General features: G+C 38.5%; 27 protein-coding genes and 1 riboswitch. Of the genes, 3 read left to right on the top strand and 24 right to left on the bottom strand.

Going from position 1 to position 26,056, the window contains the following annotated elements; translation table 11 throughout:
• Nucleotides 1–46: 46 nt before the first annotated feature.
• From aroA to QSJ81_RS10170, 9 genes are all read right to left on the bottom strand, one after another.
• Nucleotides 47–1,342, bottom strand: coding sequence for a 3-phosphoshikimate 1-carboxyvinyltransferase (gene aroA, locus QSJ81_RS10210; RefSeq protein WP_285717303.1), 1,296 nt, complete (start codon nucleotides 1,340–1,342; stop codon nucleotides 47–49).
• 32 nt (nucleotides 1,343–1,374) lie between these two features.
• Nucleotides 1,375–2,385, bottom strand: a complete 1,011-nt coding sequence (gene aroF / locus QSJ81_RS10205) for a 3-deoxy-7-phosphoheptulonate synthase (protein ID WP_285717302.1) — start codon at nucleotides 2,383–2,385, stop codon at nucleotides 1,375–1,377.
• A 73-nt stretch (nucleotides 2,386–2,458) separates the two neighbouring features.
• On the bottom strand, nucleotides 2,459–2,989 hold the full coding sequence (locus QSJ81_RS10200; RefSeq protein WP_285717301.1) for a DUF5359 family protein: 531 nt from the start codon (nucleotides 2,987–2,989) through the stop codon (nucleotides 2,459–2,461).
• Between the two features lie 78 nt (nucleotides 2,990–3,067).
• Nucleotides 3,068–4,312 carry a BaiN/RdsA family NAD(P)/FAD-dependent oxidoreductase gene (locus tag QSJ81_RS10195; protein ID WP_285717300.1) on the bottom strand — a complete coding sequence of 415 codons (1,245 nt, stop codon included), beginning with the start codon at nucleotides 4,310–4,312 and terminating at the stop codon, nucleotides 3,068–3,070.
• Between the two features lie 98 nt (nucleotides 4,313–4,410).
• Entirely contained in the window at nucleotides 4,411–5,133 is a 723-nt protein-coding gene (locus QSJ81_RS10190; RefSeq protein ID WP_285717759.1) for a pseudouridine synthase, read from the bottom strand.
• A gap of 22 nt (nucleotides 5,134–5,155) precedes the next feature.
• On the bottom strand, nucleotides 5,156–6,133 hold the full coding sequence (locus QSJ81_RS10185; protein ID WP_285717299.1) for a hypothetical protein: 978 nt from the start codon (nucleotides 6,131–6,133) through the stop codon (nucleotides 5,156–5,158).
• A gap of 11 nt (nucleotides 6,134–6,144) precedes the next feature.
• Complete coding sequence (locus QSJ81_RS10180) at nucleotides 6,145–6,555, bottom strand: hypothetical protein (protein WP_285717298.1); 411 nt, start codon at nucleotides 6,553–6,555, stop codon at nucleotides 6,145–6,147.
• A gap of 23 nt (nucleotides 6,556–6,578) precedes the next feature.
• Nucleotides 6,579–6,902: a TIGR04076 family protein gene (locus QSJ81_RS10175; protein WP_285717297.1), complete on the bottom strand. Its 324-nt coding sequence runs from the start codon at nucleotides 6,900–6,902 to the stop codon at nucleotides 6,579–6,581.
• A 407-nt stretch (nucleotides 6,903–7,309) separates the two neighbouring features.
• On the bottom strand, nucleotides 7,310–7,915 hold the full coding sequence (locus QSJ81_RS10170) for a DJ-1/PfpI family protein (RefSeq protein WP_285717296.1): 606 nt from the start codon (nucleotides 7,913–7,915) through the stop codon (nucleotides 7,310–7,312).
• A 415-nt stretch (nucleotides 7,916–8,330) separates the two neighbouring features.
• On the opposite strand from QSJ81_RS10170, the gene QSJ81_RS10165 reads away from it, so the two are divergent.
• The gene (locus QSJ81_RS10165; protein WP_285717295.1) at nucleotides 8,331–8,870 is read left to right on the top strand and encodes a CBO0543 family protein; all 540 of its coding nucleotides are present in this window, start codon (nucleotides 8,331–8,333) and stop codon (nucleotides 8,868–8,870) included.
• Between the two features lie 239 nt (nucleotides 8,871–9,109).
• On the opposite strand, the gene QSJ81_RS10160 is transcribed toward QSJ81_RS10165, so the two are convergent.
• The 10 genes from QSJ81_RS10160 to QSJ81_RS10115 all read right to left on the bottom strand — a co-directional run bounded on the left by QSJ81_RS10160 (nucleotide 9,110) and on the right by QSJ81_RS10115 (nucleotide 19,663).
• Complete coding sequence (locus tag QSJ81_RS10160; protein ID WP_285717294.1) at nucleotides 9,110–9,256, bottom strand: hypothetical protein; 147 nt, start codon at nucleotides 9,254–9,256, stop codon at nucleotides 9,110–9,112.
• A 156-nt stretch (nucleotides 9,257–9,412) separates the two neighbouring features.
• Nucleotides 9,413–10,819, bottom strand: coding sequence for a dihydrolipoyl dehydrogenase (lpdA, locus tag QSJ81_RS10155; protein WP_285717293.1), 1,407 nt, complete (start codon nucleotides 10,817–10,819; stop codon nucleotides 9,413–9,415).
• Nucleotides 10,820–10,850: 31 nt separating this feature from the next.
• Complete coding sequence (gene lipM / locus QSJ81_RS10150) at nucleotides 10,851–11,678, bottom strand: octanoyltransferase LipM (protein WP_285717292.1); 828 nt, start codon at nucleotides 11,676–11,678, stop codon at nucleotides 10,851–10,853.
• On the bottom strand, nucleotides 11,656–12,639 hold the full coding sequence (gene lipS2 / locus QSJ81_RS10145; protein WP_285717291.1) for a LipS2 family lipoyl synthase: 984 nt from the start codon (nucleotides 12,637–12,639) through the stop codon (nucleotides 11,656–11,658). Before lipS2 ends, lipM begins: the two co-directional genes overlap by 23 nt.
• Nucleotides 12,636–13,436, bottom strand: a complete 801-nt coding sequence (gene lipS1 / locus QSJ81_RS10140) for a LipS1 family lipoyl synthase (protein ID WP_285717290.1) — start codon at nucleotides 13,434–13,436, stop codon at nucleotides 12,636–12,638. Before lipS1 ends, lipS2 begins: the two co-directional genes overlap by 4 nt.
• Nucleotides 13,424–14,875, bottom strand: coding sequence for an aminomethyl-transferring glycine dehydrogenase subunit GcvPB (gcvPB, locus tag QSJ81_RS10135; protein ID WP_285717289.1), 1,452 nt, complete (start codon nucleotides 14,873–14,875; stop codon nucleotides 13,424–13,426). Before gcvPB ends, lipS1 begins: the two co-directional genes overlap by 13 nt.
• Nucleotides 14,872–16,218, bottom strand: a complete 1,347-nt coding sequence (gene gcvPA / locus QSJ81_RS10130; protein ID WP_285717288.1) for an aminomethyl-transferring glycine dehydrogenase subunit GcvPA — start codon at nucleotides 16,216–16,218, stop codon at nucleotides 14,872–14,874. Before gcvPA ends, gcvPB begins: the two co-directional genes overlap by 4 nt.
• A 1-nt stretch (nucleotide 16,219) precedes the next feature.
• Nucleotides 16,220–16,609: a glycine cleavage system protein GcvH gene (gene gcvH, locus QSJ81_RS10125; protein WP_285717287.1), complete on the bottom strand. Its 390-nt coding sequence runs from the start codon at nucleotides 16,607–16,609 to the stop codon at nucleotides 16,220–16,222.
• 2 nt (nucleotides 16,610–16,611) lie between these two features.
• Complete coding sequence (gcvT, locus tag QSJ81_RS10120) at nucleotides 16,612–17,715, bottom strand: glycine cleavage system aminomethyltransferase GcvT (RefSeq protein WP_285717286.1); 1,104 nt, start codon at nucleotides 17,713–17,715, stop codon at nucleotides 16,612–16,614.
• Between the two features lie 154 nt (nucleotides 17,716–17,869).
• Nucleotides 17,870–17,957, bottom strand: a riboswitch (glycine riboswitch).
• A gap of 506 nt (nucleotides 17,958–18,463) precedes the next feature.
• Nucleotides 18,464–19,663 (bottom strand): iron-containing alcohol dehydrogenase, encoded by a 1,200-nt coding sequence (locus tag QSJ81_RS10115; RefSeq protein ID WP_285717285.1) that lies wholly within the window; start codon nucleotides 19,661–19,663, stop codon nucleotides 18,464–18,466.
• 395 nt (nucleotides 19,664–20,058) lie between these two features.
• Between QSJ81_RS10115 and QSJ81_RS10110 the strand changes: the two genes are divergently transcribed.
• Nucleotides 20,059–21,519 carry a recombinase family protein gene (locus QSJ81_RS10110; RefSeq protein ID WP_285717284.1) on the top strand — a complete coding sequence of 487 codons (1,461 nt, stop codon included), beginning with the start codon at nucleotides 20,059–20,061 and terminating at the stop codon, nucleotides 21,517–21,519.
• Nucleotides 21,520–21,539: 20 nt separating this feature from the next.
• Here the strand turns inward: QSJ81_RS10110 and QSJ81_RS10105 are convergent, their stop codons facing one another.
• The 4 genes from QSJ81_RS10105 to QSJ81_RS10090 all read right to left on the bottom strand — a co-directional run bounded on the left by QSJ81_RS10105 (nucleotide 21,540) and on the right by QSJ81_RS10090 (nucleotide 25,126).
• Nucleotides 21,540–22,583, bottom strand: coding sequence for an FAD-dependent oxidoreductase (locus tag QSJ81_RS10105; protein WP_285717283.1), 1,044 nt, complete (start codon nucleotides 22,581–22,583; stop codon nucleotides 21,540–21,542).
• Nucleotides 22,584–22,751: 168 nt separating this feature from the next.
• The gene (locus tag QSJ81_RS10100) at nucleotides 22,752–23,285 is read right to left on the bottom strand and encodes a spore maturation protein (protein ID WP_038670444.1); all 534 of its coding nucleotides are present in this window, start codon (nucleotides 23,283–23,285) and stop codon (nucleotides 22,752–22,754) included.
• 4 nt (nucleotides 23,286–23,289) lie between these two features.
• On the bottom strand, nucleotides 23,290–23,883 hold the full coding sequence (locus QSJ81_RS10095; protein ID WP_285717282.1) for a nucleoside recognition domain-containing protein: 594 nt from the start codon (nucleotides 23,881–23,883) through the stop codon (nucleotides 23,290–23,292).
• An 85-nt stretch (nucleotides 23,884–23,968) separates the two neighbouring features.
• Nucleotides 23,969–25,126, bottom strand: a complete 1,158-nt coding sequence (locus QSJ81_RS10090; RefSeq protein ID WP_285717281.1) for a D-alanyl-D-alanine carboxypeptidase family protein — start codon at nucleotides 25,124–25,126, stop codon at nucleotides 23,969–23,971.
• Between the two features lie 195 nt (nucleotides 25,127–25,321).
• Here QSJ81_RS10090 and QSJ81_RS10085 point away from each other — a divergent pair, with 195 nt between their 5' ends.
• Entirely contained in the window at nucleotides 25,322–25,510 is a 189-nt protein-coding gene (locus QSJ81_RS10085) for a hypothetical protein (RefSeq protein WP_038670439.1), read from the top strand.
• A gap of 105 nt (nucleotides 25,511–25,615) precedes the next feature.
• On the opposite strand, the gene ytfJ is transcribed toward QSJ81_RS10085, so the two are convergent.
• Nucleotides 25,616–26,056: a GerW family sporulation protein gene (gene ytfJ / locus QSJ81_RS10080; RefSeq protein ID WP_285717280.1), complete on the bottom strand. Its 441-nt coding sequence runs from the start codon at nucleotides 26,054–26,056 to the stop codon at nucleotides 25,616–25,618.

Genomic DNA, 26,056 nt, shown 5'->3' with positions numbered 1-26,056 from the left:
AAATTAAATATACTGCTTCCAATCTATAACTGGAAGCAGTATAAAATTATGCTCTAATAGTATCTAATGTTGTAAAGAAATTAGGATAAGAAATATTAGCACAATCAGGTTGATTAATTTCTACACCATTTGATGCAGCACCAGCGATTGCAAGAGACATAGCCATCCTGTGATCATGGTAAGAGCAACATTTGGCAAACTGTAATTTCTGTCGACCATTAATGGTAAGCCCATCCTTTGTTTCCGTTATAATGGCTCCCATTTTACCCAGTTCGCTAGCAACAGCCTTTAAGCGATCAGTTTCCTTTACCCTTAATTCCTCAGCATCCCGAATCGTAGTCTGCCCATTTGCAAATAAAGCTGCTACAGCCAATACTGGTATTTCATCAATTAGTCTTGGTATGATAGGTCCCTCAATTGTAACACCTTTTAACTCCGCTGATTTAACCACAAGATCAGCGACAGGTTCAGCACCACTAAAACGCTCATTTTCGATCGTTATATTTGCACCCATTTGCCTTAGTATATCTAAAATTCCTGTACGAGTTGGGTTTATTCCAACATTTTTAAGAGTTAAATGGCTATTAGGAATAATGGATGCGCCTACTAACCAAAAAGCAGCTGAACTTATATCGCCAGGCACATCAATTTCCGCTGGTGCCTGTAAATCAGCTATGGGACTGACACCTACACTTGTACCTTGTCTTTTAATTTTTACACCAAAAGTCTCTAACATAAGTTCTGTATGGTCACGGGATATATATGGTTCTGTCACAATACTTGGACTACTTGCGAATAGCGTTGCCAATAATATCGCTGATTTTACTTGAGCACTAGCCATTGGCATATTATATTCTATACCCTCTATTTTTTCACTTGGCATGATAGCCATCGGAATATACCGTGTATCTTGACGACCGCTTATTTTCCCGCCCATCTTAGTTAAAGGAGTAACGACTCTAGCCATTGGCCTACTACGTAAAGAGGCATCACCTGTAAGTACGCTAAAAAAGGGTTGTCCTACTAAAATACCTGATAATAAACGTAATGTAGTCCCAGAGTTTCCTGCATCCATTATGTTAGGCGGCTCTTGTAAACCGTGTAATCCATTTCCTAGAACATGTAAGTTATTAGATGCATCTTTTTCAATTTTTGCACCTAACGCTCGCATACAACTAACAGTTGATAGACAATCTTCAGCGTACAAGAAATTTTTTATTACTACAGGTGTAGAAGCAAGTGCTGCAAACATAACGCTCCGGTGAGAAATAGATTTATCGCCGGGAATATGTATTGTTCCAGATAAACCACCTTTTGGACTTATAGTTATATTTTCTAACATGTAAAATCTCCCCCATGTTTTAGTCAACTATATTACATAACCCTATCAATAGCCATTGCCAGGCATTGTAATTCTCTCATCATTTGTTCAAAATTGGGAGGTGTTAGCGATTGTTGCCCATCGGAAACAGCTTCTTCTGGACAAGGATGAACCTCAATAATTAAGCCATCTGCTCCAGCTCCAAGAGAGGCTTTTGACATTGGGTTAACTAAACGCCAATTCCCAGTACCATGACTAGGATCAACAATAACTGGTAAATGACTAAGGTGTTTGATTAAAGGTATTGCATTTAAATCTAAGGTATTACGTGTATATGTTTCAAAGGTACGAATACCGCGTTCACATAACACTATATTCTCATTGCCACCAGCCATAATATATTCTGCTGCCATCAACCACTCTTCCATAGTAGCTGATAGACCACGTTTAAGTAAGATCGGCTTTCCGCTTTTGGCTACTTCTTTTAAAAGAACAAAGTTTTGCATATTGCGGGTACCAACTTGTAGCATATCTACATACTCGCTCATCATTTCAACTGTTCGAGGATCTGTTACCTCGGAAACAACCGGTAATCCTGCCTTAAGAGAAACAGCTTTAAGTATTGCCAATCCCTCTTTTTCGAGCCCTTGAAAGCTATATGGTGATGTGCGTGGTTTATAAGCCCCTCCACGAAGCATGCATGCTCCAGCTTTTTTTACAGCTAGGGCGGCTTCTAGTAATTGCTCATATCCTTCAACAGCACATGGACCAGCAATAACAGATACTTTTTTATCACCAAATACAGCATTACCAACAGTTACTATAGTATTTTCTCGCCGAAACTCCCGGCTAACTAATTTGAATGGCGTTACAATTGATATTACTTTTTCAACCCCTGGCATTCGTTCAAAACTTGCAGGATTACAAGCTGAAGAATCACCAATCGCCGTAATAATTGTTTTACCATAACTATTAAGACAATGAACCTCTATTTCATGCTGGCGAAATTTCCCCATTACATGTTCGATTTGTTCATTTGTCGAATCTGTCATTACAATAATCATCTATAAGAGCCTCCGATAATTAACAAAAATATATTTATTTATAATTCACCGCCAGATTCTATTATCCTTTTTACTACTCATTTTTAAATTTTATTTTACCAATTGGCAGAATTCTCTTCGATCCTTCTACGATTAAGCCATCCTGTGGAGAAAGTAGATCATTATCTGGGACATTAATAATAAATTGAATTGGCTGAGCAAGGGCTGTTGCATCAATTTCGACATAATCACCATCATATATGGTAATCTTGCTATTGCCCTTGGTAAAGCCGCCTACTCTTTTACCATTTACCATTATAAAAACATCTGATTCTGTAGGTGGTTTAACCATGTGAATTAGAAGTACTTTACTTTTACGCAAAAGATTTTGATAGTGCTTAATAACAGTAGTTTCTTCAATAATTTGTAAGGGCGTATCTGTATGTAGAGGTATAGCAGCAGTAATACGTTCACCTTCCATTTGATCAACTTTTGATAAATAGATTCGTGTACCTTCTTTAAATAACAACAGTTGGGATATAAACAACGTCGTAATACAGATTACTAGCAAGCGAAATAGTATAGCTTCACCACGTTCCATCCAATTGTCCTTAGAGTTAGTCACTAAAGATGTCACCCGCTTTTCTACCTTTTTGTCTTTATTATACGCCGTTTCTTCCAGTACATACTGATCCGTTAGATGCTACATTTCTGCCGCATTATGACCTGCTACATATCCAGTAGAAAAAGCAGCTTGCAAGTTATATCCACCAGTATAGCCATCAATATCAATTACTTCACCAGCCAAATACAGTCCTTCCACTACTTTAGATTCCATTGTTTTGGGATTGATTTCCTTAACGTGTATACCACCTGCTGTGACAATTGCTTCACTAACCGGACGTGTGGCTGTTATTGTAAAGGTTAATTTTGTGATCTGTTCAACTAATCGTGCACGCTCGCCTTTTGTGATTTGATGGACAAATTTATCCGGATCCAAATGGGCTAAATCGATAATGACATCAATTGATTTAGCTGGCAGTAATTCACCAAGTGAATTTTTCAATTGTTTGCGGGCGAATTTTTCAAAGTCTCGCTGAATTCGTTTATCTAACACTTCAGCTGTTAAAGCTGGTTTTAAGTTAATTTGTATTAGTACCTCTTGATTGGGATAGTTTGTTAGTAGTTCAGCTACCTTCTTACTTAATGATAAAATAATAGGTCCAGATAGCCCATAATGAGTAAATAACATCTCACCGAAATCATCCGCTACTTTTTTGCCTCCAAAAATTACACTAGCAGATACGTTTCTTAATGATAACCCTTGTAGGTCGCCAATCCAATCTTCCCCTACCTCTAGTGGTACTAATGACGGCTTTAATGGAACAATTGTATGTCCAATCATTTCGCCCATACGATATCCATCGCCAGAGGAACCAGTACCAGGATAAGAAGCACCACCAGTGGCTAAGATCACAGCGTCAGCCCTGTACTGAACATTGTTGTTTGCAAGAACTCCTGTTACTTTACCGTCATGCGTGAGAATTCTTTTTACCTGCTGCCCCGTTACCACCTCTATATCAAGTTCTTTAAAGGCTTTCATAAAAGCTTCTACGACATCTTTTGCTTGATCGCTTACAGGGAAGACACGTCCACCTCGTTCTACCTTAGTCATTACTCCATAACTATGTAAAAAATCAATGATGTCTTGGTTACTAAAGCTATATAAGGCACTATAGATAAAGGAGCCATTTCCCGGCATGTTTTTGATAATAGTTTCCTTATCAGCAATATTAGTAATATTACATCTACCTTTACCAGTAATAGATAATTTCCTACCTACAACAGACATCTTTTCTAAAATAGTTACTTTTCCACCATTTTGGCTGGCACTAACGGCGGCCATCATTCCTGCAGGACCAGCACCAATTACAATAATCTTTTTCATCTAAACACCCTTTCATGTAGACTTTAGTACGTAAAATTCCTATATGTAGTATAACAAAAAGCCCTTATTATGTTGCAAATAAGGGCTCACACTCTTATTTATTTATTGAGATTCTGTAAGGCTTCTACTTCTTGAGGAAGTAAATGTCTATAACTACCTCGGCGTAAACCTTCAAGTGTCAGAAAGGCAAATTGAACCCGTTTAAGTTGCTTCACATCTGAACCGATTGCCTCAAACATACGTCGTATTTGACGATTTTTGCCTTCATGAATTGTGATTTGTAGACTCGTCATATTTCTTTCGCGATCAAAATCTATCATGTTTATTACAGCGGGTGCTGTCATGCCATCCTCTAATTGAATGCCAACCCTAAGTAAGTCTAGTTTTTCCTGTGACGGTCTGCCAGCAACTTTGGCTATGTAAGTTTTATCTATTTTCTTACTTGGATGTATTAATGCATGGGTTAGTGCGCCATCATTAGTTAATAATAGTAGGCCTTCTGTATTATAATCAAGCCGACCTACTGGGTAGATACGCTGCGTAATATCACTAACTAATGATGCCACTGTTTTACGATCTTGGGGATCTTTTAGTGTAGTTAATATTCCTTTTGGTTTATACAGTAAAATATAGACGAGTTTCTCACCGGCTATAGGTTTACCGTCAACCATAATCCGGTCTTTACCTGGAATTACTTTCGTCCCCATTTCCGTAACTACCTTACCGTTTACCGTCACTCGACCTTGTTGTATAATTTTCTCGGATTCTCTTCTAGAAGCAACTCCAGCTTGACTGATAACTTTCTGCAAACGTTCCAATATAATAAGCTCCTTTGAAAAATAATTAATCTACCATAATGTTATAAAAATCAGTTTGTTGCTTACAAAGTCTAATTTCTTTGTTTCCCTGTACCTTTTTTAAGCAACTGCCACAAATACCTTCACCGCAACACATTGTAGCATTATTAGTCGCCACCATAGGTATATTAACTCCTGCTTCCTGCATAGCTGTTATTATTCCATAATGTTGACTATCAGGTCCAGCGCTTACTATAAGGTCGGGCTTCTCCTGATTTATCCACTTTTTAAGCGTAGGCATCCCTACCTTACGCAAGGAAGGTACAACATGTACTAGAGCACCTAGTTGATGTAATTCTTCTGCAATAAATATACTTCCGACTTTACCAGGGGCTAATATGGTCAAAACTTGATTATTCTTATCCTTATTCATTAAATTAACCGCAAGAGGTAAACCAGGGGCTTGCCCTATACCACCAGCTACTAATATTATCTTACCATAAGTAAGATTGTCAATCCAGGGCTGACCTAAAACTCCGTTCCAGTATGGTCCACGTACGACTATTTTACAGTTATTATCGGCTATAATCCTAAGTGATTTAGGTCCGATGGTTTCTATGACTACTTGTATCGTATTATTTTCCACTTTCATAATATTAACGGGGAAAGAAAAAAAGTGTGGATCATTTGGACGCCGTAAAAAAACAAAAGAACCAATTGAAGTTAATTGTTCGGCAAATTCATCACTCACTTGCATTTCTAGCCTATATGTATTCTCACTAATTTGTTCTTTTATAACAAAGTTAACCTCTTCTTCCTTCCTTGTTTTTATGATTTCATCACTTTGTGGTTGTTTTTTATACTGCCAATGTTTTTCGTATAATATACATACTCCCGCCCAGTTGCAATTACAAGTACCGTCCCCTTTTAAATGGCTGCAAACAACACACTGATTCGTTTCTGCTAATAAACAAGGGCAATATTTTGAATTAATATCAATACACTGGAATATATTCCTATCCATCTTATACCTCCTTATACTAGGCATATATTATAGATATCATTCAATCCAGCACGAGTTACTCTTTCATTTATTTCAGTACGGTTTATAGAATAAAGGGATAGATTTTTCATTCTTTCAAAGTATACAGATCCTGAAAAAGAATAACGCATACTCAATCCCGCTTCAGTTTTCATCTGTTCATGGACAAAGTGGATGAAGTCACCAGATACTAATGTTGCTGGTAATTCTAAATATTGCATATCCAAACAATGTCTAACAGTGTAATTTACAGTATGATATGCAATAATACTTTTCTTCATTATACTAAATAATAGGACATTCTTTTGATGTAGCCATCCATTATTTCCTATAATAAATACAAGAAACTCCCTAAACTCTAGGGAGTTTCTTATGTTTCCATTCTTTGAACAATTTGCCTTCATCTAAGAAAACTGCTTATTAAATCTTAAATACTATTTTCAATTCTTTCTAATTTATAAAGAATTGGATGAAGCCCATCAGCGCAACAGAATATTTCAGTTCCTTTCTGCTTAATCCAAGGATAATCATGCCCTAGTGCTAAAAATACAACCTTATCTTGAGCTCCTGCCCAAGCCCAACTACAAAATCCTTCGGGTTTATTGCAATTCTTAGACACATATTCTTGTCCTTCATTATATTTTAAACAGGTAGTATGTACTCCCTCTGAGGCATATTCTTTGTGGATATCACCTACTTCGATCTTTTTTAGAACAGTAATTTTCACTTCACAATATCTCGTTGCTCCCATATTCTACCTCCGATGCTTATTGATAAATTTATCTAAATCACTTTTTCAGTAAATCCTGATGTATAAAGATAGTTATCAACCATACCTCCTCATAAAGTTTGGTATGTTTCAAGCCCTCTTGTACAAATAATACACAATTGAGCAAGGTAATAATATTTCGAATAACTCCGTATAAAGGATATGATTTTATTGCAAGCTAAAATTAAAAAAGGGGTGTATTTATGCTATCTGCAAGTAGTGAATCTGAATATATGAAATGTGATGCTTGTGGTCAAGAAAGAGAATGTTTTGTACAACGTAAATTTGGCAATGAACAGGCCCTGTGTGTATATTGTTTGTCTGCGATATATTGCTATTTATAAAAAATTGGGGATCCACTTTGACTTCCCTTATTCTATATAAACCAATTATTCATACATCTTGGAGAACGGGTCATAGTTACTATTTTCATTCCAGAAGTATTCAATTCTTTGACTAATCTCTAATGCTTTTTCCTTCCCCAAAAGGTCTGCTATAAATCCTAATGTCATATCTATTCCAGCCGATACCCCTGAAGATGTATATATATTATTATCCCGTACCCATCGTGCTTCTTTTATCCACAGAACATCTTTCCCTTGCTCTGTAACCCAATTAAATGCTCTTTTATTTGTTGTTGCTCTTTTTCCATTTAGCATTCCCGTTTTAGCGAGTAAAGCCGCACCTGTACAAATGCTAAGTATATATTTTGATTGACTAGAAAAATTTTTAATAAGATTTATAAAATTGTTGTCTTGAATATTTTCTCTTGTTCCAATCCCACCTGGCACAAGAAAAATTTTTTCTTTACTTTTTTCGTTTGTATATAAATTAGTATCTACTCTTACATTTTGAGAGCTTTCAACAATTCCTCCATTAACAGATACAAAATTCAATTTAAAGATATCAGGCACCGTCCCAAGTATTTCAACAGGCCCAAAGACATCTAATGTTTCAAATTTATCAAATAAAAGTATGTCCACTCTGTAGATCATATTAATTCCTCCATCTTAATTATCGTTTACTTGTTTTTTTATCAGCTAATTTTTAGCTTAGCCGTCATCACTTTATTAAGATGATACCTTTATCCCTTTACTGGTTATATATAACCAGCGACATATGTAACTCCTTTTTAAGTTTCCAATAAAGTCTCTGCTTTTAAATCACCCATAGAAAATAAATCTAACATATCTTAAACGTACTACCTAATCCCAAAAATTCCTGCTATAAGCAATTAAAACTTATGACATGCATACGCATCCACAATCTTAGACTAAGCTATTAAATAGTTAGTGTTTGTGTTACGTTAGTCTCCTTTTTACCGCATAGTTCTTGTGAAATAAACCAACACTTTAACACAAGTAATTCTGCTAAAAAGGCTAAGTATGTCAACTCACTGGAGGGAACAAGATGCCTGATTTGTATGAAGTTGGAAGACTATCGGCCAACATCTCCTACCAACATTGGATTTCTAAGGAACTTTTTTCATTTGGTTGGTTCATTACGGTTGGTGTACTTATCGTTACGTATGGTATATGGTTTAAACTAGTTGATAAGCGAAGGATAAAAGACCTACTATTGTTAGGTTCACTCTGTGCCGTAGCCTTTGCTGTAATAGATACTACTCTTGTTGGTTTTTTAGGATTGTGGAGTTTTAAAATCAGGCTCCTTCCATTTCAACCGCCTTTATTCATAGTAGGTCTTACTATGGGGCCAATTATGTATATGTTAGTATTTCAGTATACATCTTCATGGAGAAGTTTCCTTCTATGGAATGGTATCGGTTGTGCAGTTATCGTTTTTGTAATCTTGCCTGTGTATTCTTTATTAGGCATTTTTCAACTTTATAAATGGAACTGGTTCTATCACTTTTTACTTTTCTTCATAGTTGGAACCGTAGCTAGAGGACTCCTCTATTGGTTTACTAGTATGGAGCAAATAGATCAATGATTGGTATATCATAAGAAAAATAAAAACCAAAGTAATTGTAGGCTTGCGAAAGCAAACACCATATTATCCTTACATTTCATTAGAATTAACCCACCATTATATAAAATAACTCCTACTATCCCCAGTACTACATAAAGATATGTATTACGCCATATCTATTCTATTTTTTTAGATATTGAACGAAAGAACGCTCAATACCGTCCTAATCACATTCCTGTCCATTTTTTTTGCCGGAGAAGTCATTCTACTTCAGAAATCTTCTTCTGCCTGATTATACGAATAGCAACTTTAATCATAACTGCGTATCCTCTAGCCAATTTAGCTAAATCTTTATGAGGATTATAACTTACTGTCACGTTACACTTAGGGGATGTTGTTTTTCCCACGCTCACCACCTCTTCTACAGTTTATGAGCTACTGGTTTCCAACATTACTATAGATAAAAAATATAATGACGCAGAAAAGACACAGCACTATTCCACTACTAAATGGACGTGCTGTGTCTTATATTTCAAAAATGTCTTTAGTAAACTAGAAAATATTCATAGAGGTCGCCCTTTCAAGATAAACTGATGGATGATATCACCATTAATTCCATGGGCGCTCTCCATTACCGTCTCAGATAAACTAGGATGAGGGTGAATTGTGTGTGCAATTTGATCTGCCGTTAAGCCATTATGAATAGCGATTGCACCTTCCATAATTAGATCACTAGCGTGGGCTCCTAAGATGTGCATGCCTAATATTTTATTACTATTAGCATCGGCTATAATTTTGACCAAACCATCTGTTTCACCCATAGAAACAGCCTTACCATTACTAGCAAAATTAAATTTACTAACTTTTATATCTATGTTTGTGTCTTGAGCCTCCTTCTCAGTAAGCCCAACCATAGCTAATTCTGGCGTAGTAAATATACAACCTGGCACCGCACTGTAATCCATACTAACATTATCACCCAATGCATTTTCTGCAGCAACCATACCCTCTGCCGAGGCGGCATGAGCCCACATTTCCTCTCCAGTGACATCACCGATAGCATAAATTCCAGGTATATTGGTCTCCATTTTGCTGTTCACCTTAATACCAGCCTGGCTGTAATCAATACCTGCAGCTTCAAGCCCTAGCCCAGCTACTATAGGTTTTCGGCCAGTTGCTACTAATACTTTTCCCACAGTGAGTTCTTGAATTGACTTACCATTATCAAGAGAAACCTTAACGCCTTCGTTGTTTTCCTCCATACCAATTACTTTGGTATTTGTCAGCATTTTTATGCCCTGTTTGCGTAGAAGGATCCCCATACGTTTGACTATTTCATTGTCAATATTTGGTAAAATTGTCGGTAGCATTTCTACTACGGTTACTTCTGAGCCAAAGGATTGAAAAATAGCGGCAAATTCAATCCCTACCGCACCCGCACCAATGACCATCATACTGCTTGGAACATGATCTATCTCTAGCAGCTGATTACTGTCAATGACATTAGGCAAATCCTGGCCTGGTATAGGTAAATGCATGGGCTCAGAACCTGTAGCAACAATAATATTTTTTGCTTCATAACTGATTTTCTCTTTTCCTTGTGTGATAATCAACCGATTTGGCCCTTCTAGTACTCCTACTCCATGTATCATTTCTATAGCATTGCTTTTGATTAACTGTTCAATACCGCCACGCAGCTTGTTAACAACTTGATTCTTACGTAATCTAATGGCATCAAAATCAAATCCTATATTCTCAGCCTGTAGACCAAATTCATGACAACTCTTAAGTTCTTGCCATTTTTCAGCGCTTTTTAATAAGGTTTTGGTAGGAATACAACCGCGGTTTAAGCAGACTCCCCCCATCTTATCCTTTTCTACCAATAATACTTTCCCGCCTAATTGGGCCGCTCGTATGGCGGCAACATAGCCTCCAGGACCACCGCCGATCACCGCTACATCATAATCCATTTTTTCTCCTCCCTCGTATTGTTGCCACTGCTTATCGAAGCATTTTCCAGGAGTCCTGACTGTATTTTGTTGACGCCAATTCTTTACTTACTCTTTGTTCTTCTTCTGTAAGTTCTCCACCCACTAGCTTGATGCTTAGAGCCGTCCCAAAAGCCTCGGGCATGGGATGATACACTTCTTGCCACGTCACGGTTCTTCCTAGCACATCTTCAATCGCTGTAGCTCTCTCCTTTAACATTTGAGCTGTCTGCTGGCGTTTTTCTACTGATGGCAACCGCAGTAACTCTACAAACTGCTCAGCGGAAAAGCGCAATAGTAATGATCCATGCTGTAAAATAACGCCATTCTTACGTACCTGGGCACTTCCCGCCAGCTTTCGCCCTTCCACTGTTACTTCGTAATGAGAAGGAGCATCAAAACAGGCCGCTGACGCAGGTTGTTTTTTCCTTTGCCCATAAATCGCGGCAGGCACAGTCATTTGCGCCTGTATACCAAGTTCCTTAAGACCAACTAATAAACCATTGCTAAAATAACGATAAGATGCCGTAATGGTTTTAGGGATTAGAGGGTTATCTTCTTGGACAACAATACTATAGGTGAGCTCAGCGTCATGCAGAACAGCTCTGCCTCCAGTTAATCTGCGTACCACGTCAATGTTACGCTCTTTACATTGGTCCAAATCAATTTCAGACATCACCCTTTGAAAATATCCTAGACTAACTGCAGCAGGCTGCCAGCCATAGAACCTGAGTGTGGGCGGAACTTTACCAGCGCTATGTGCCAGTAATATGGCTTCATCAATAGCCATATTTGTTGCGGCATCAGCGAATCCACTGTTAATTAGTCGCCAGTTCATCATTTTCTCCCCTAATAATTTCGCACTCCTTAATCGCCTTAGTAACTTCTAAAGACGTAAGGCGGCGAGGATAATTATACATAAGACCGCCAGGACGCTCATTATAGTAAGGACGATTACAATCATCACAACCGCTTGTTTGAAATGCTTGACCGTCTTTTAATATCCCTAATAACTCAACCTTTGGTACGTTATACTCGGAAATGATCCCATCCTGGTAGCCAATGATATCCTGCTTATATCCGTTCCTAAGCAGATGATGAGCAATCTGAATGCGCCGATAGTGAGCAATTGTAGGCGCATTCAGATGTGCCCAAGGGGTCCCACGTATAGGAGTAAAAGCAAATAAGCCAATTCGGATTCCTTTGTCGATACAGACCGCCATTCGACTCACCATATCCGCTTCACTTTCTCCTAATCCTACTATGAGATGCGTGGTAACAAGGCCTGGCAATGCCAGTGCGCACTCTAGTAAGAGGCTCCACTTAGAAGCCCACTGACCTTTTTTTACCTTCCCAAATAACTCTGGCGTAGCGGCATCGAGCGCAATACAGACCCTTTCTGCGCCTCTTGATACAAGCTCTCTCGCCTGCTTTACTGTTTCTAGATGACTGGATATGCAGATGGGAACCGCACTGTTAGCATGTAATAATTCAAGTGCATCGACAGTGGTATCCCAACTATTTGCGCTGTATACCACTTGCAAACAAGCTCGCTTTATTGCTCCTGCTTCATAAGTATCTCTGATTCCGGCGGCAGCTTCTTCCTTCGGAAAAACTGGCCAAGTCACCCTGGAAAGCAGATTTACTCTAGCTTCACTGTCCCGTGACTGGGCACAAAATTGACAGTTATTTTTGCACCTTTCCCCGAGCATAATATAAGCAGTAGTAGGAAGAACATCCGCTTTAAATTTCTTTTTGCCAATTAGGCAGGCTGTACCTGCAGAAAGTTTCCAAAGGTTCATAGTACGCAGCACTCCTCAGTCCGTAAGATAGACATGCCTAATTCTTTTGCTAGTGCCACAGCTTTAGGCGTAGGATTGACAATCGTATCCATACCGATTTTAACCGCCCATTGATCAATTTCACTACGATAATGCCCACCAGGACGCATACAACCTAAGTGAATGGGTATCGAAGGACATACCTGACGAGCCCACGTTAATAGTTTTACTACATCCTCCATCTTTGGGGGCAAACAATTTGCATAACGAGTCCCACGAGTTGGTGTAAAAATAATAAATGTTAATGCATCCATACCAAGCTCCTGTAAAAGCTTTACTGCTTGATATTCGCCTCTGATCTCACCAGCATGTAGACCAATGCAAATATGGGGCATCACCTTAACTTTTTGACGTAATTCTTTATAACAATGGATATAATCACTTACTGTCCGTTCTATACCAAAGACTTCACGAATGGTCTCATCATCACCAACAAAATCAAAAGAGATACAGTCAGCAATCTCAGTGATTTCTACAATTTCAGCCTTATCTATTAATCCCACATGAAGATTATAAAGCCTTCCTTGTTTTAAGGCTCTCAGTTCAGAAATATGCTGACCAATAGGAACGGTCCCGTCAGCTTTACAGCCGCCGCTAATCAAAAAGCTAGTAGCGTTGCTCTCCTGCATAGCAGAGATTGGCAACATATGTTTCAGATAATGACCACCACAATGAGCGCAATTTTGTTCACAGCGATTTTCTGTGACACTGATAGATTTGGTATTCTGGGGGTATGTAAAACAAATTACTCTTTCCATCTTACAACCGGTTTGCGAGCGGCCAAAGTTTCATCTAAACGCCCAACTACAGTAGTACTGGGAGCACTCTTAATTAGGGACTGGTCTTCTTTGGCCTCCTGCGCAATTTTCCTCATTACAGCAATAAATCCATCTAAGGTTTCCTTGCTTTCTGTATCCGTTGGTTCAATCATAAGTGCTTCTTCTACAATCATAGGGAAATATATGGTGGGTGGATGATAACCATAATCCAGTAGTCGCTTGGCAATATCTAGTGTTCGAATGCCATATTGTGTTTGTTCCTTGGATGTTAAGATACATTCATGCATACAAAAACGAGTAAAAGGAGCATGGTACTGCTGCCGTAACTGGGTCAAACAGTAATTGGCATTCATTACAGCATCTTGACTGGCTTGGCGCAATCCATCTGGACCTAAAGCACGGATATAAGCGTAGGCACGAACAATAATCCCAAAATTACCATAGAAAGAATGTACCTTGCCAATAGACAGTGGACGATTATGATCCAGGTCATATTTGCTTCCATCAAAAGTGAGCACAGGGGTAGGCAAAAATGGAACAAGGCTACGCTTTACACCTACAGGTCCTGAGCCTGGACCACCACCTCCATGTGGTGTACCAAAGGTCTTATGAAGATTAAAGTGGACAACATCAAAGCCCATATCTCCAGGCCTAACAATCCCCATAATGGCATTGGCATTAGCCCCATCATAATATAATAGTCCACCCGCATTATGGACAATGCTAGCAATTTCTTGAATATTGGTTTCGAACAATCCCAAGGTGCTTGGATTAGTCAACATGAGGGCAGCCGTATCTGGCCCTACTGCTGTGCGGAGTGCATCTAAATTGATCGATCCATCTTCATTTGACTTTATTTCTACAATTTCCATCCCACATACGGCAGCTGATGCAGGATTGGTGCCATGAGCCGAGTCAGGCACGATAACTTTGTTTCGAGTTTCCCCATTGCGCCGATGATAGGCCCGAATCAGCTTTAATCCTGTCAATTCACCATGAGCACCTGCAACTGGCTGCATGGTAACAGCATCCATTCCTGCAAGCTCAGCAAGATACTGTTCCATGTTATATAACAGTTCTAAGGCTCCCTGCACTGTTTCAGGCTGCTGCAAAGGATGCAATAAAGCAAATCCAGGATAACGGGCGATATCTTCATTCACTTTTGGGTTATACTTCATGGTGCACGAACCTAATGGATAAAAACCTGAATCTACACCAAAATTCCGTTCAGACAGTTCTGTGTAATGACGTATTAAATCTAGTTGACTGACTTCTGGCAGGGCCGCAGGATTTTTTCGTAAAAATTCTTGGGGTATTAATGATGTAATGGCTTCTTGTGGTACATCACATTTAGGCATATCTACAGCACAGCGACCTTCTTTCCCTATTTCAAAAATCAAGGATTTAGTTTTTCTCATACTATCGCCCCCAATTTCTTTACCAATCGGTTAATATCGTCCTGTGTCCTGTTTTCTGTTACACACAATAACATACAGTTTTTAAGTTCTGGATAATAAATACCAAGGTCCAATCCACCAATCATTTTTTCATGTAGTAATTCTTCATTGATTTGGGTAATAGATTTTGGACAACGTATAATAAATTCTTTTAAATAACTTGCCCCAAATACAGAGTTGAATCCTTCTAATTTTGTTAGCTCACGGTATGCGTAGTGAGATTTTTGCAGTGATAATTCGGCTACCTGACGCAGGCCCTCTTTACCAACAGCGCTCAAATATACAGCAGCTGTTAAGGCGCACAAAGCTTCATTGGAGCAGATATTTGAAGTCGCCTTTTCCCTACGTATATGCTGTTCCCTTGCTTGTAAGGTTAACACGAATCCTCGATTACCATCATGGTCCACGGTCTGCCCCACAATACGACCAGGCATCTTGCGCATCAGTTTTTCTTTAGCAGCAAAAAAACCCAGACAAGGACCACCAAAAGCAGTCGCCAATCCCATAGACTGGCCTTCGCCAACTACGATATCTGCACCAAGTTCACCAGGTGCTTCTAAAATACCTAAGGAAATAGGATCGACAGCCACGATAAGCAATGCTCCTTCTGCATGAATAAGATCAGCAACTTTTTTTATATCTTCAATACACCCGAAAAAATTAGGTGATTGAATGATAACAGCAGCGATATTTTTGTTTATTAATTGTGTGAGTTCTTCCCTATTTGCAGTACCATCTTTATAACCAAACTCTGTTGGTTTATATCCCCAATCCATTCCGTACGTAGTGAGTACAGTGCGATAATGAGGATGCACTGTGTTTACTACCAGCACTTCACTGCGATTTGTGACGTTACAGGCCATCATTGCTGCCTCGGCTAAGGCGGTACCACCGTCATACATGGAAGCATTAGAGACTTCCATCCCTGTTAACTGGCAGATCATACTTTGGTATTCCCATAATGCTTGCAAGTATCCTTGAGAGATTTCTGGTTGATATTGAGTGTAAGCTGTATAAAACTCAGAACGTCTTATTACATGGTCAATCACACTTGGTATGTAGTGATCATAAGCCCCTGCGCCTAGAAAACAAGTATATTCCTGGAGATTAGCATTTACCCCAGCTAATTTATGAAGGTAGTTTATCAAATCTGGCTCCGACATGGGAGCTGGTAACTGTAGTGGGCGATTAAATAATAGATGGGTGGGAATATCATTAAAAAGATCTTCCACTTTCTCTACACCAATGGCGGCAAGCATGGTACGGCGGTCTTCGTAAGTATGAGGTAAATAACTCCACCCCATTTTAATGACCTCCTTCAGCTATTAATTTTTCATACTCGTCACTACTAAGTAGTTGGTTAAAGTCCGCTGGATCGGCTATTTCGATGACTACCAGCCAACCCTCGCCGTAAGGATCTTCATTCATAATTTCTGGTGCATCAGTAAGCGTCTCATTTACTTCCACAATCACACCACCAACAGGTGCATAAATATCAGATACTGCTTTCACTGATTCTACCACTGAAAAACCCGCCCCTACAGCTATCTTGCTATCCACTGTAGGCACCTCAACAAACACTACATCACCAAGCTGAGACTGAGCATAATCGGTAATACCCACCCTTGCACGAGTTCCCTCAATTTTCACCCATTCATGGTCGCGTGAATACTTTAATTCTACTGGAGTTTTCATTTTTATTTCCCCTTTCTATTATAAAATGGTTTAGGAATTACTTGAGCAGCTACTTTTTTACCACGAATCTCTATATCAAATTGCTGTCCAACTATAGCAAATTCGGCTTCTACTAAAGCAAGACCGATATTCTTATCCAAACTTGGCGAATAGGTTCCTGTGGTTACTATCCCAATACATCGTCCTTGTGCCATTACAGGATATTCAGCCCGAGCTATCCCTCGTCCAGTTATAACAAAACCTACATTTTTACGTCTTACGCCATTTTTCTTTTGCTCTGCCAAAGAAGCACAACCAATAAAGTCACCTTTGTCCAGCTTCACAAACATACCAATCCCTGCTTCTAAGGGGGAAATATCCTTGGATAATTCATGCCCATAGAGTGGCAGGCAAGCTTCAAAACGCAGAGTATCTCTACAGCCTAGGCCTGCAGGTAACAGCCCATAAGATTTACCTGCAGTCATTATAGAATTCCATAATGATGCTGCATCCTCTGGGCGACAGTAAATTTCAAATCCATCTTCGCCAGTATAACCAGTTCTAGATACTAGCGTCTCCTTGCCCGCCAACATTACTTTTGGTAAAAACCAATAATACTCTAGATTTTCTAAAGCTATATCTGTCAATTGGCTAAGAATAGCCTGAGCTAGGGGACCCTGCAAGGCTAGCTGCGCTGTGTGATCGGATAAATTGATTAATTCTGTATGAAAGCCGCCCTTATTTTCCTGCATCCACTGCCAATCTTTCTCAATATTAGCAGCATTAATAACTAATAAATATTCTTCTTCACCCTGTTTATAAATAAGCAAATCATCAACAGTACCACCATCCTGATAGCACATGGGCGTATACTGTATTTTATGATTAGCAAGGCGAGATACATCATTCGTTACTAATTTTTGTACAAATGCAAAGGCATCAGGCCCCTTAACAAGTACCTCCCCCATATGTGAAACATCGAATAAGCCAGCCTTTTCTCTAACTGCTCGATGTTCCTCCAAAATCCCGGTATACTGTACTGGCAGTAACCAACCTCCAAATTCAACAATCTTTCCACCGTACTCTAAATGAGTCTCATATAGAGGCGTCTTTTTTGATGCTGCCATAATCCATCTCCCCTTTCTACTTGTTTTCTTAAAAATAAAGACAGAGACAAAGGCGGACGAATCCCCCTTTGTCTCTGTCTGTTGTACCTGAGAGTTTTGCCTAAATAGGCTCCCCATCGGTGACGCCTTTACAAGGCGTACTCTCCAGAGTATAGTCCGGTTACGGTCCTTTTTGCCTGAGAGTTTGACAAAGTTCTTGCTCCTTCGGCGCCGCATTCAGCGATCTCTCCCTATAACCATCATTCTATATGCATTATTTTACTATTAAGAATATTCTAACAAAATGGCTAATTTATGTCAATCGTATTTTATCGATGATTATCCCTGTTAAAATTCGCATTTAAATCCTTGTAGGATTTTACTTATTAATAGATATGATGATAAAAAGTGCTTTTTGCCATTTTTTTAAGTCGGCTTAATGTTTCAGGAGAAATCCCTAAATAAGATGCAACATGCATTTTACTTTAGGATAGATAACTAACTGATTCTCAATAGAGTATCGGTAACGTTGGGCATTATATAAAAGAAAGCTCGCTACTCTCTTTTCTTTTATATAATAAATGTATTCTGTGTGTCGTCTAGTAATGACACCAAATATTGGCTCACTTTCAATATAAGTCACATAATCTGTATAATAACTAATACATCTGAATTTTCTATGCTGAAGATATCTTATCGTCGTAATATTTCTCGTGAACATACAAAATGCTTACAAGGATTCCGCCCAGGAATCCTTGTAAGCATTATTTTATAGAGAATCCGCATATATAGCAGCAACTGTCTCCCGGCTGGCCTCAATTGGTGCCATACTGAGTAGTAGCCCCAAACTAGGAGTTTCAAAAGCTAAATCTGTAAGACGGGCCACATCACCATCAACAAACCCTTCCTCACGTAAGTTCTCTTTTATACCGAGTGCCTTAAGCCACTGTTTCAATCCACTGTAAGCAGTATATGCTTCTTCTGGAGTACCTTTGATTCCAGGTATTAAGGGTGCTAGGATATCTGCTAAAATAGTTCCCTTGGCTGGATAAATGTGTTTCACTACTGCTGGCAATAAAATGCCTAGTCCTGAACCATGGGCCAAATCTGGTTTCATGCCACTAAGAGGATGTTCCATAGCATGCGTAAAATGTAAAAGTCCATTATCGAAGGCAACACCAGCGATCATTGAAGCATACAATAAATAATAGCGTGCTTCCAGATCCTTCGGATTATGTTGAGCTAATGGAAGGTAATGGGCAACTAAACGAATTGTTTCTCGAGCTAAGCTTATGGCAAAAGGGTTGCCCAATTTAGTGGTAGCCGCCTCGACAACATGATTGATAGCATCAATTGATACATAGGCTGTCTGATCAGCAGGTAAAGTAGTCATGAGGGCTGGATCATCGATAGAGTACATGGGATATAAGCAGTCATAGGCTATAGCCGGCTTATATTCCTTCTCAGGTATACTTACAACTGCAAAACGATCTGCCTCAGTCCCTGTTCCGTGGGTTAAATTGATGGTGATAATCGGAACTGCTTTTTCAGGTACAAAAGCAAATTCGTACAGTTCACGTGCTGTTTTACCTTGGTTAGCTAATAAAACCGCCACACTCTTACCTGCATCAATTGGGCTGCCACCACCAATAGCAATAACAGCTTGTGCTCCAAACTCCATTGCTAACTGTGTTGCTTCATCGACTTGATCAACCGTCGGATTGGGAGTTATTTTACTGTATAATACTGGTGCTATACCAGCAACAGCAAAGGCCTGTTCCACATGTCCCCAAGCACCAGACTTGATATGTGACCCCTTACCAGTAACTACAAGAACCTTACTAATTCCTTGTTTAGCTAAAATGATCGCAATATCGGTTATCTTAGTAATCGCACCCACACCAAAATACACTATAGTCTTAGTCCGAATTTCCACAATTCGTTCCAAATCAACTTGTTTTTCCCACATATACATTCCTCACTTTAAAAAAATTTCCTTATATCCATATATATATGTCAGTAAAAAACAAAGATAACTGTTTCTGTGAAAATTATAACAATTACATCCTAGAGATAGATTAGAATTTATAATTGATGCACAAAAGTATTTTTCGCTGTTAAGTGATATGCTTCTCATTAACCTTAAACGTGCGTATCATCTGTAAATAAAATATTACTTCTTGCGAAATTAGAATCAAATCTATTAAACTTAGAAGTTTTTTTAATTAATGAATGATGTGAAGAATATATTTAATTACGTACCTTATAGGTAACTACAGGAATGAAAACTAGGTCTATTAAAGCTCACTACTATTAAACAAAAATACTCTCTATCCAACATATATATATATATAGGAGGATATTATGATAATCTCAGCAGCTGGATATCTGCGTGTCAGTACCGATGAACAAGCAGAACATGGAGTCTCACTTCCATCACAGAAATCGCGTATCATCGCTTACTGCCAATCACAGGGCTGGAATTTATATGACTTATATATTGATGATGGGTACAGCGGAAAGAATCTTAATAGGCCCGCAATGCAACGATTGATAGCGGATGTAAAAGAACAAAAAATCGGAGCCGTTATAGTTATCAAGCTTGACCGTCTATCGCGTCGGCAAAAAGATGTTTTGTATCTACTTGAAGACGTTTTTGAACCTTCCTTTGTTGGATTTAAATCTGTATCTGAACCCTTTGATACTACTACCCCATTTGGTAAAGCTGCTATTGGTATGATGGCCGTTTTTGCTCAATTGGAAAGAGAAACAATAGTAGAGCGTGTACGCGAGGGGAAAAAGGAAGCTGCCAAGCAAGGTCGTTTTATGGGAGGTCCTATTGCGTTAGGGTATAAATTTAATCGCGACACTCGAAAATTAGAAATCAATGAAATGGAGGCTGAAACAGTTCGCTTTATCTTTTCAGAATATCTTAATAGTGGCAAGGGGTATCAACATATTGCTGATGCTCTTAATGAACGTCATACTCCAACACCAAGCACCTCTAGCCAGTGGTCAAGAGGTACTATAAGGGCTATCCTTAAAAATGCATTCTACGCAGGATTTGTGGAACATAAAGGAAATATGAATAAAGGGGAGCACCCTGCCATCATCCAAGAGGAAGAATTTTATGCTGCACAAAAAATTAAAGCAATAAGAAGTAGCTACACCTCAAAAGCCGAGTCAGGTCTTTTAACAGGAATCATATATTGTGGTGAGTGTGGTGCTAGGATGCGAATGAAAAAAGTATGGAAGAATCCTAGGAATCCAGTTGAGAAAGTTGACTATTATACTTGTTATTCACAAGATAGATCTTCAAAATCTATGATTCGTGATGTGAATTGCAAATGTGGACATAAGCGTGCTTCTGAGATCGAAATGGCTGTAATTAAATCTTTACATGAGTATAAACAGGATCCAATAATTTTAAAAAATACTATGGATAAACTTCTAAAAGATACTGCAAATGAACATATTACAAAATCCCAAACGCAGGCAGTAAAAGAATTAGATGGCATTAAGAAAAAATTAGATAAATGGTATGATGCCTTTGAAAAAGATATTATTTCAGCAGATGACCTAGTTAATCGAATTAAGGACTTGCATGAACATCGTGTTTATCTCGAAGGTAAAATATTTGAATACGACAAAATCATGAAAGTAAATATTAGCCAAGTTGCTACAGCAAAAGAGATATTTAATATATTAAATAACTTTGATATGATTTGGGAGGGTGCAACCAAAGAAGAAAGACGGCAAATATTATTGAGCTTTGTCCATAGTATTACGATAGATAAGGCAAATAATATAATTATTAAGTTTTGAGATGCATCGCTTTTTGTGTACTATGCTACAGCATTATTACCTGCTAGTAAACCAGTGACGATAGCTTCCGTATGACCTACAAGAATTGCCGATTTTTCCCCACAGCAAAATAGATTTTCCACACCTTCAACCTTTAAAGAACTAGAGCAAGGTGCCATTCCCAAATACCTTACCGAGTTACCAACACTCCCTGCATAAGGATCTTCATAACGAGCTTGTTCTAAACCAGGAACCTTTCGTAAATCTTCTATGGAAAAAAAGGATGTCATTAGTTTTACATGGCCAGTATCTAGCAACACTAGGTTAGATGCATATTCGGGTAAGGCATATTGAGTGCATGCTTTTTTACCTAACGAACTGCTCTTTTGCAGCTTTTCTGGTAGTGGTAATACTACGACGCCTTCCATATCTAATTGAGCTCTGATCTCCTTACTAATCGAATCTTTACCTAGCTTACAAGACCCACTCATTGCGCCAAAGGTTCCATCCGCTTTTCTTCCCATTATTTCTTTTACTTCTGCTTTTGCTGTAACACTTACTCGTGGGCCAAATGCGGGACAACGCAATACACACATGGCGCACCCGTTACCATATTTAAGACAATTCCCCATAGATCCTGCCGTGCCAGTTGCATCAATAAATACATCACCGTCTATTTCGGCTCCGTCATTTACAACTAAGGCCTGAATCTTCTTGCCAAGTTTTACTACATCTACTACTCGAGTATAAGTTCTAATTTCGATACCATAGTTTTGTAATATTTTTTTTACCAACGGTTCCATTGTTGTTACGTCATATGTAGAAGCATGTTTATGACCTGGGAATGAGAAACCTTTATGTTTAGCGTTAGCATCCATAGCAACAAATACATCTCCGCCCCCCATGGCAATGGCTTCTTCTGCGGCTGTATATCTTCCATTATTACGGAATATACCTCCTACTAGACCAGTGCCCAATAGCAAATCAGTACGCTCCAATAAAAGCACTTGGGCTCCAGTTTTAGCTGCCGACAATGCTGCAGCGCATCCTGCCCATCCTCCTCCAATTACTACAACCTTTACCATAAACATCCCCCCATACATTCTGCTATCACACTACAGTCTATTCTCTTCAACGATAAGTGACACTTAAATAGCAAATAAAAAAGGATGATTACATAATCATCCTTTTTTCATACCCACTTTATCCTTCTTCTATAAGCAATAACATAAGATCGGTAACATCTATAAGCACTAAAATAAATGCTGGCATATATAGATAGAACCCCAAAAACCAATTAGATCACCCAGTAAACCAACCAGAACTGAATAACGTGGATTACTTATACCAATCGCACCAAAATATACCGTTAATATATAAAAAGTTGTATCTGTACTTCCTAAGACAGTAGAAGCAATTCGACCAAGCATAGAATCGGGGCCATAGGTATTTAATATTTCAGTAGTTAAACCTAATGCTCCCGTACCTGATAGCGGGCGCATGATAGCCAATGGTACTAGCTCCGGTGGAACGCCACAAAATGTTAAAACCGGATTTATAGCCTCTACTACTAAATCCATTGCACCTGATAACCTAAAAATATTTATTGCAACCATCATGGCTACCAAAAATGGCATAATTCGAATTGCCGTGTAAAATCCTTCTGATGCGCCTTCTACAAAAGCTTCATATACCTTTACATGGCGAAAGTAGGCAATTGTTGGCACCAGTAATAAAATGATGGGTATCACCCAAACAGATAAGTGCTCGGAGAGTAGGATAAACATCCGTCTACCTCCTCGCACGACATTGATAATAAATTCTGCAAAGGCGATCAGCAATGATCACACTAATAGTGGCCATAAAACTCACGATTAACGTTGCACCAATAATTTCAGTAGGATTAACGGATCCTGCAGCAGATCGAATTGCGATAATGGTAGCAGGCACCAATGTAAATCCTGCTGTACATAATGCTAATAGTGTACACATAGCAGGTGATGCTGTATCTTTTTCTTTATTAAGTTGTTGTAATTCTTGCATTGCTTTTATACCTAGTGGCGTAACTGCATTACCAAGGCCCAGCATATTTGCACTAAGAGTCATAATAATTGCTCCCATAGCTGGATGATTCTTAGGTACACTAGGAAATAGAAAACGAATGACCGGGCCTAATAGTCGTGAAATAAAGTTTACAATACCTGCTAATTCAGCAATTTTCATAATGCCTAGCCATAAGCACATAATCCCAATTAACTTAAAAGATAATCCTACTGCTCCTTCCGCCGCACTAATTGCACCTTGTGTTACCACTTCTATTCTACCCTGCCAACCGGCATATAGTATACCTGCCACCAGCAATAATAGCCAGATTAAATTAATCATATACATCACCCCTTATGAAGGTATGATGCACCTGTTATCACTAGAACAATTTAATTAAAATAAAAAAGTGAGATATTATCTCACTTTAGGCAAAATTCTTAATGAAAAATGTAAAGATACTCCAAGCAGATGTAAATAGCGTGCCAAAGAAAGATTTACGTTCGACACTTTCTTCTGCAACTAGATCAATAGTAGCAATTTCGGTATTATTATAAAGCACTCTAGCGGTACCAAGTTTTTGTCCTTTTACTATTGGAGCTTCCATTTTACTGGGCGCATCAACGATTGTATGAAATGCATCTCTATCTGATTCTGTGACAGGAACAGAGATACTAGTATCAGCTATCAATCTCACTACTTCCGACTTGCCATTTAATACTTTTATTGAATTTAATATATCGCCCTGCTCAAACATTTTTTCTGATTTTATCTGAGCAAATGCAAAATCTAACAAGGCTTTTGAATCGTCCCACATGGTTTCACTATCCAAAACTACTGCAACTAGTTGTACATTATTACGCTTAGCACCTGAGACCAAACAACGCCCAGCAACATCCGTATAACCTGTTTTTACACCGTTGCCCCCTTCATAAAACCAAAGCATTTTATTTTCATTGTATAAATCACGATCAAATCCTTTACCTGGCCAAGGAATCACTTTATGCTCAGTACTTACAATTTGGGTAAACAAGGGATTTTTATAACCATATGCTGCAATTCGTGCTAAATCATGCGCAGTACTATAATGATTTGGATCAGGTAAACCACTAGAATTAGCAAAATGGGTGTCCTTTGCTCCAATCGCATGTGCTTTCTCTGTCATTAATTTAGCAAAGTTTTCTACAGATCCTGAAATATGTTCTGCGACAGCCACAGTGGCATCATTCCCTGATATAAGCATAATGCCATACAACAGGTCAATCATTTTTAGACTTTCTCCTTGCGTTAACCAGAGTGATGATCCCTCAGTACTCGCAGCATTGGCACTTGTAGTGACTAGATCATCAAGATTACCATGTTCAAGAGCAACAATTAAACTCATCATTTTTGTAGTACTAGCAGGATATTTACGTTCCTCAGCATTTTTACTGTACAAAACCTTGCCTGTAGCTGCATCCATAACAATAGCTGCCTTCGCTGTTACATTAGGAGAATTGGTAGAAGCAAAGCCAACAGTTGTTGTGATAATTGATACAAACATAGAAACAACAACGGATGCGATTACTTTCTTTTGTTTAATCATGAATTTTTCCCTTTCTTGAATGATGGTTTAAAACAACTCTTTTTATATTATAACGATGTTCTGTCTAATCGTCAAAACAAAGATACATTTTTACGATAGTAGTAGGAAATAATACTATATAGTTCGCATTAACTAAAACAATTAATTCTCTGTTTTAATTTAGTGCATTCTCGATAAAGTAAAGGGGGTGAATTTATGGAATCACTAGATATGACAACTGCTTTACGCAATACGTTAACGCGCAAACAAGAGTTAGTGCGCGATTACCAAACATTTGCTAAACAGATTAAAAATGCAGATGTTTCTAAAATGTACAGTCACTTTGCAGAAGCAGAAGCGTTACATGCAACCCAAATTAAAGAGAAATTAGATCAATTACAATAAGATATTACCTACTAAGTAAAAAACCGCACTATAATGTGCGGTTTTTTACTTAGTAGTATACGTACTACTTCCTTTACTAAAATAAGCCTGATTTGAGGTAAGCAATTATTTACCCTGTGTTTCAGCAGTTTCCGCTAATTCATCCATATCATCCATAGTATCATTCTTCGTATTTTCTAGCATTTCTTGAATCTTATTCAATACCTTAGGTACCAAATCTATTAATCTATCATAAATAATATTCCCTTCTACCGGCATAAAGCGAACGCCATGTACTGCTGAGCAGACTAAAAATCCTACTGGCTTTACGCTTACTCCTGCACCACTACCACCACCAAATGAAATAGCGGCTTTAGATTCCTCTAGGTTTTCGGGTTCGCAGTTGCCTCCTCCAGCCGCAAAGCCAAAGGATACTCGAGAAATTGGTATAATGATAGTTCCGTCCGGAGTTTCAACAGCATCACCAACAATTGTATTTACATCTACCATATCTTTAATACTTTCCATAGCCGTTTTCATTAGCCCTTGAATTGGATGTTCAGACAC

Source organism: Pelosinus sp. IPA-1, from assembly GCF_030269905.1.
Classification (GTDB): Bacteria; Bacillota; Negativicutes; order DSM-13327; family DSM-13327; genus Pelosinus.
This window is presented reverse-complemented; position numbering and strand designations above follow the sequence as displayed.

Coding starts and splice junctions, on each gene's coding strand:
- aroA (WP_285717303.1), bottom strand. CDS start 1,342: ATGTTAGAAAATATAACTATAAGTCCAAAAGGTGGTTTATCTGGAACA.
- aroF (WP_285717302.1), bottom strand. CDS start 2,385: ATGATTATTGTAATGACAGATTCGACAAATGAACAAATCGAACATGTA.
- QSJ81_RS10195 (WP_285717300.1), bottom strand. CDS start 4,312: ATGAAAAAGATTATTGTAATTGGTGCTGGTCCTGCAGGAATGATGGCC.
- QSJ81_RS10185 (WP_285717299.1), bottom strand. CDS start 6,133: ATGGATAGGAATATATTCCAGTGTATTGATATTAATTCAAAATATTGC.
- QSJ81_RS10180 (WP_285717298.1), bottom strand. CDS start 6,555: ATGAAGGCAAATTGTTCAAAGAATGGAAACATAAGAAACTCCCTAGAG.
- QSJ81_RS10175 (WP_285717297.1), bottom strand. CDS start 6,902: ATGGGAGCAACGAGATATTGTGAAGTGAAAATTACTGTTCTAAAAAAG.
- QSJ81_RS10170 (WP_285717296.1), bottom strand. CDS start 7,915: ATGATCTACAGAGTGGACATACTTTTATTTGATAAATTTGAAACATTA.
- QSJ81_RS10165 (WP_285717295.1), top strand. CDS start 8,331: ATGCCTGATTTGTATGAAGTTGGAAGACTATCGGCCAACATCTCCTAC.
- lpdA (WP_285717293.1), bottom strand. CDS start 10,819: ATGGATTATGATGTAGCGGTGATCGGCGGTGGTCCTGGAGGCTATGTT.
- lipM (WP_285717292.1), bottom strand. CDS start 11,678: ATGATGAACTGGCGACTAATTAACAGTGGATTCGCTGATGCCGCAACA.
- lipS2 (WP_285717291.1), bottom strand. CDS start 12,639: ATGAACCTTTGGAAACTTTCTGCAGGTACAGCCTGCCTAATTGGCAAA.
- lipS1 (WP_285717290.1), bottom strand. CDS start 13,436: ATGGAAAGAGTAATTTGTTTTACATACCCCCAGAATACCAAATCTATC.
- gcvPB (WP_285717289.1), bottom strand. CDS start 14,875: ATGAGAAAAACTAAATCCTTGATTTTTGAAATAGGGAAAGAAGGTCGC.
- gcvPA (WP_285717288.1), bottom strand. CDS start 16,218: ATGGGGTGGAGTTATTTACCTCATACTTACGAAGACCGCCGTACCATG.
- gcvH (WP_285717287.1), bottom strand. CDS start 16,609: ATGAAAACTCCAGTAGAATTAAAGTATTCACGCGACCATGAATGGGTG.
- gcvT (WP_285717286.1), bottom strand. CDS start 17,715: ATGGCAGCATCAAAAAAGACGCCTCTATATGAGACTCATTTAGAGTAC.
- QSJ81_RS10115 (WP_285717285.1), bottom strand. CDS start 19,663: ATGTGGGAAAAACAAGTTGATTTGGAACGAATTGTGGAAATTCGGACT.
- QSJ81_RS10110 (WP_285717284.1), top strand. CDS start 20,059: ATGATAATCTCAGCAGCTGGATATCTGCGTGTCAGTACCGATGAACAA.
- QSJ81_RS10105 (WP_285717283.1), bottom strand. CDS start 22,583: ATGGTAAAGGTTGTAGTAATTGGAGGAGGATGGGCAGGATGCGCTGCA.
- QSJ81_RS10100 (WP_038670444.1), bottom strand. CDS start 23,285: ATGTTTATCCTACTCTCCGAGCACTTATCTGTTTGGGTGATACCCATC.
- QSJ81_RS10095 (WP_285717282.1), bottom strand. CDS start 23,883: ATGATTAATTTAATCTGGCTATTATTGCTGGTGGCAGGTATACTATAT.
- QSJ81_RS10090 (WP_285717281.1), bottom strand. CDS start 25,126: ATGATTAAACAAAAGAAAGTAATCGCATCCGTTGTTGTTTCTATGTTT.
- QSJ81_RS10085 (WP_038670439.1), top strand. CDS start 25,322: ATGGAATCACTAGATATGACAACTGCTTTACGCAATACGTTAACGCGC.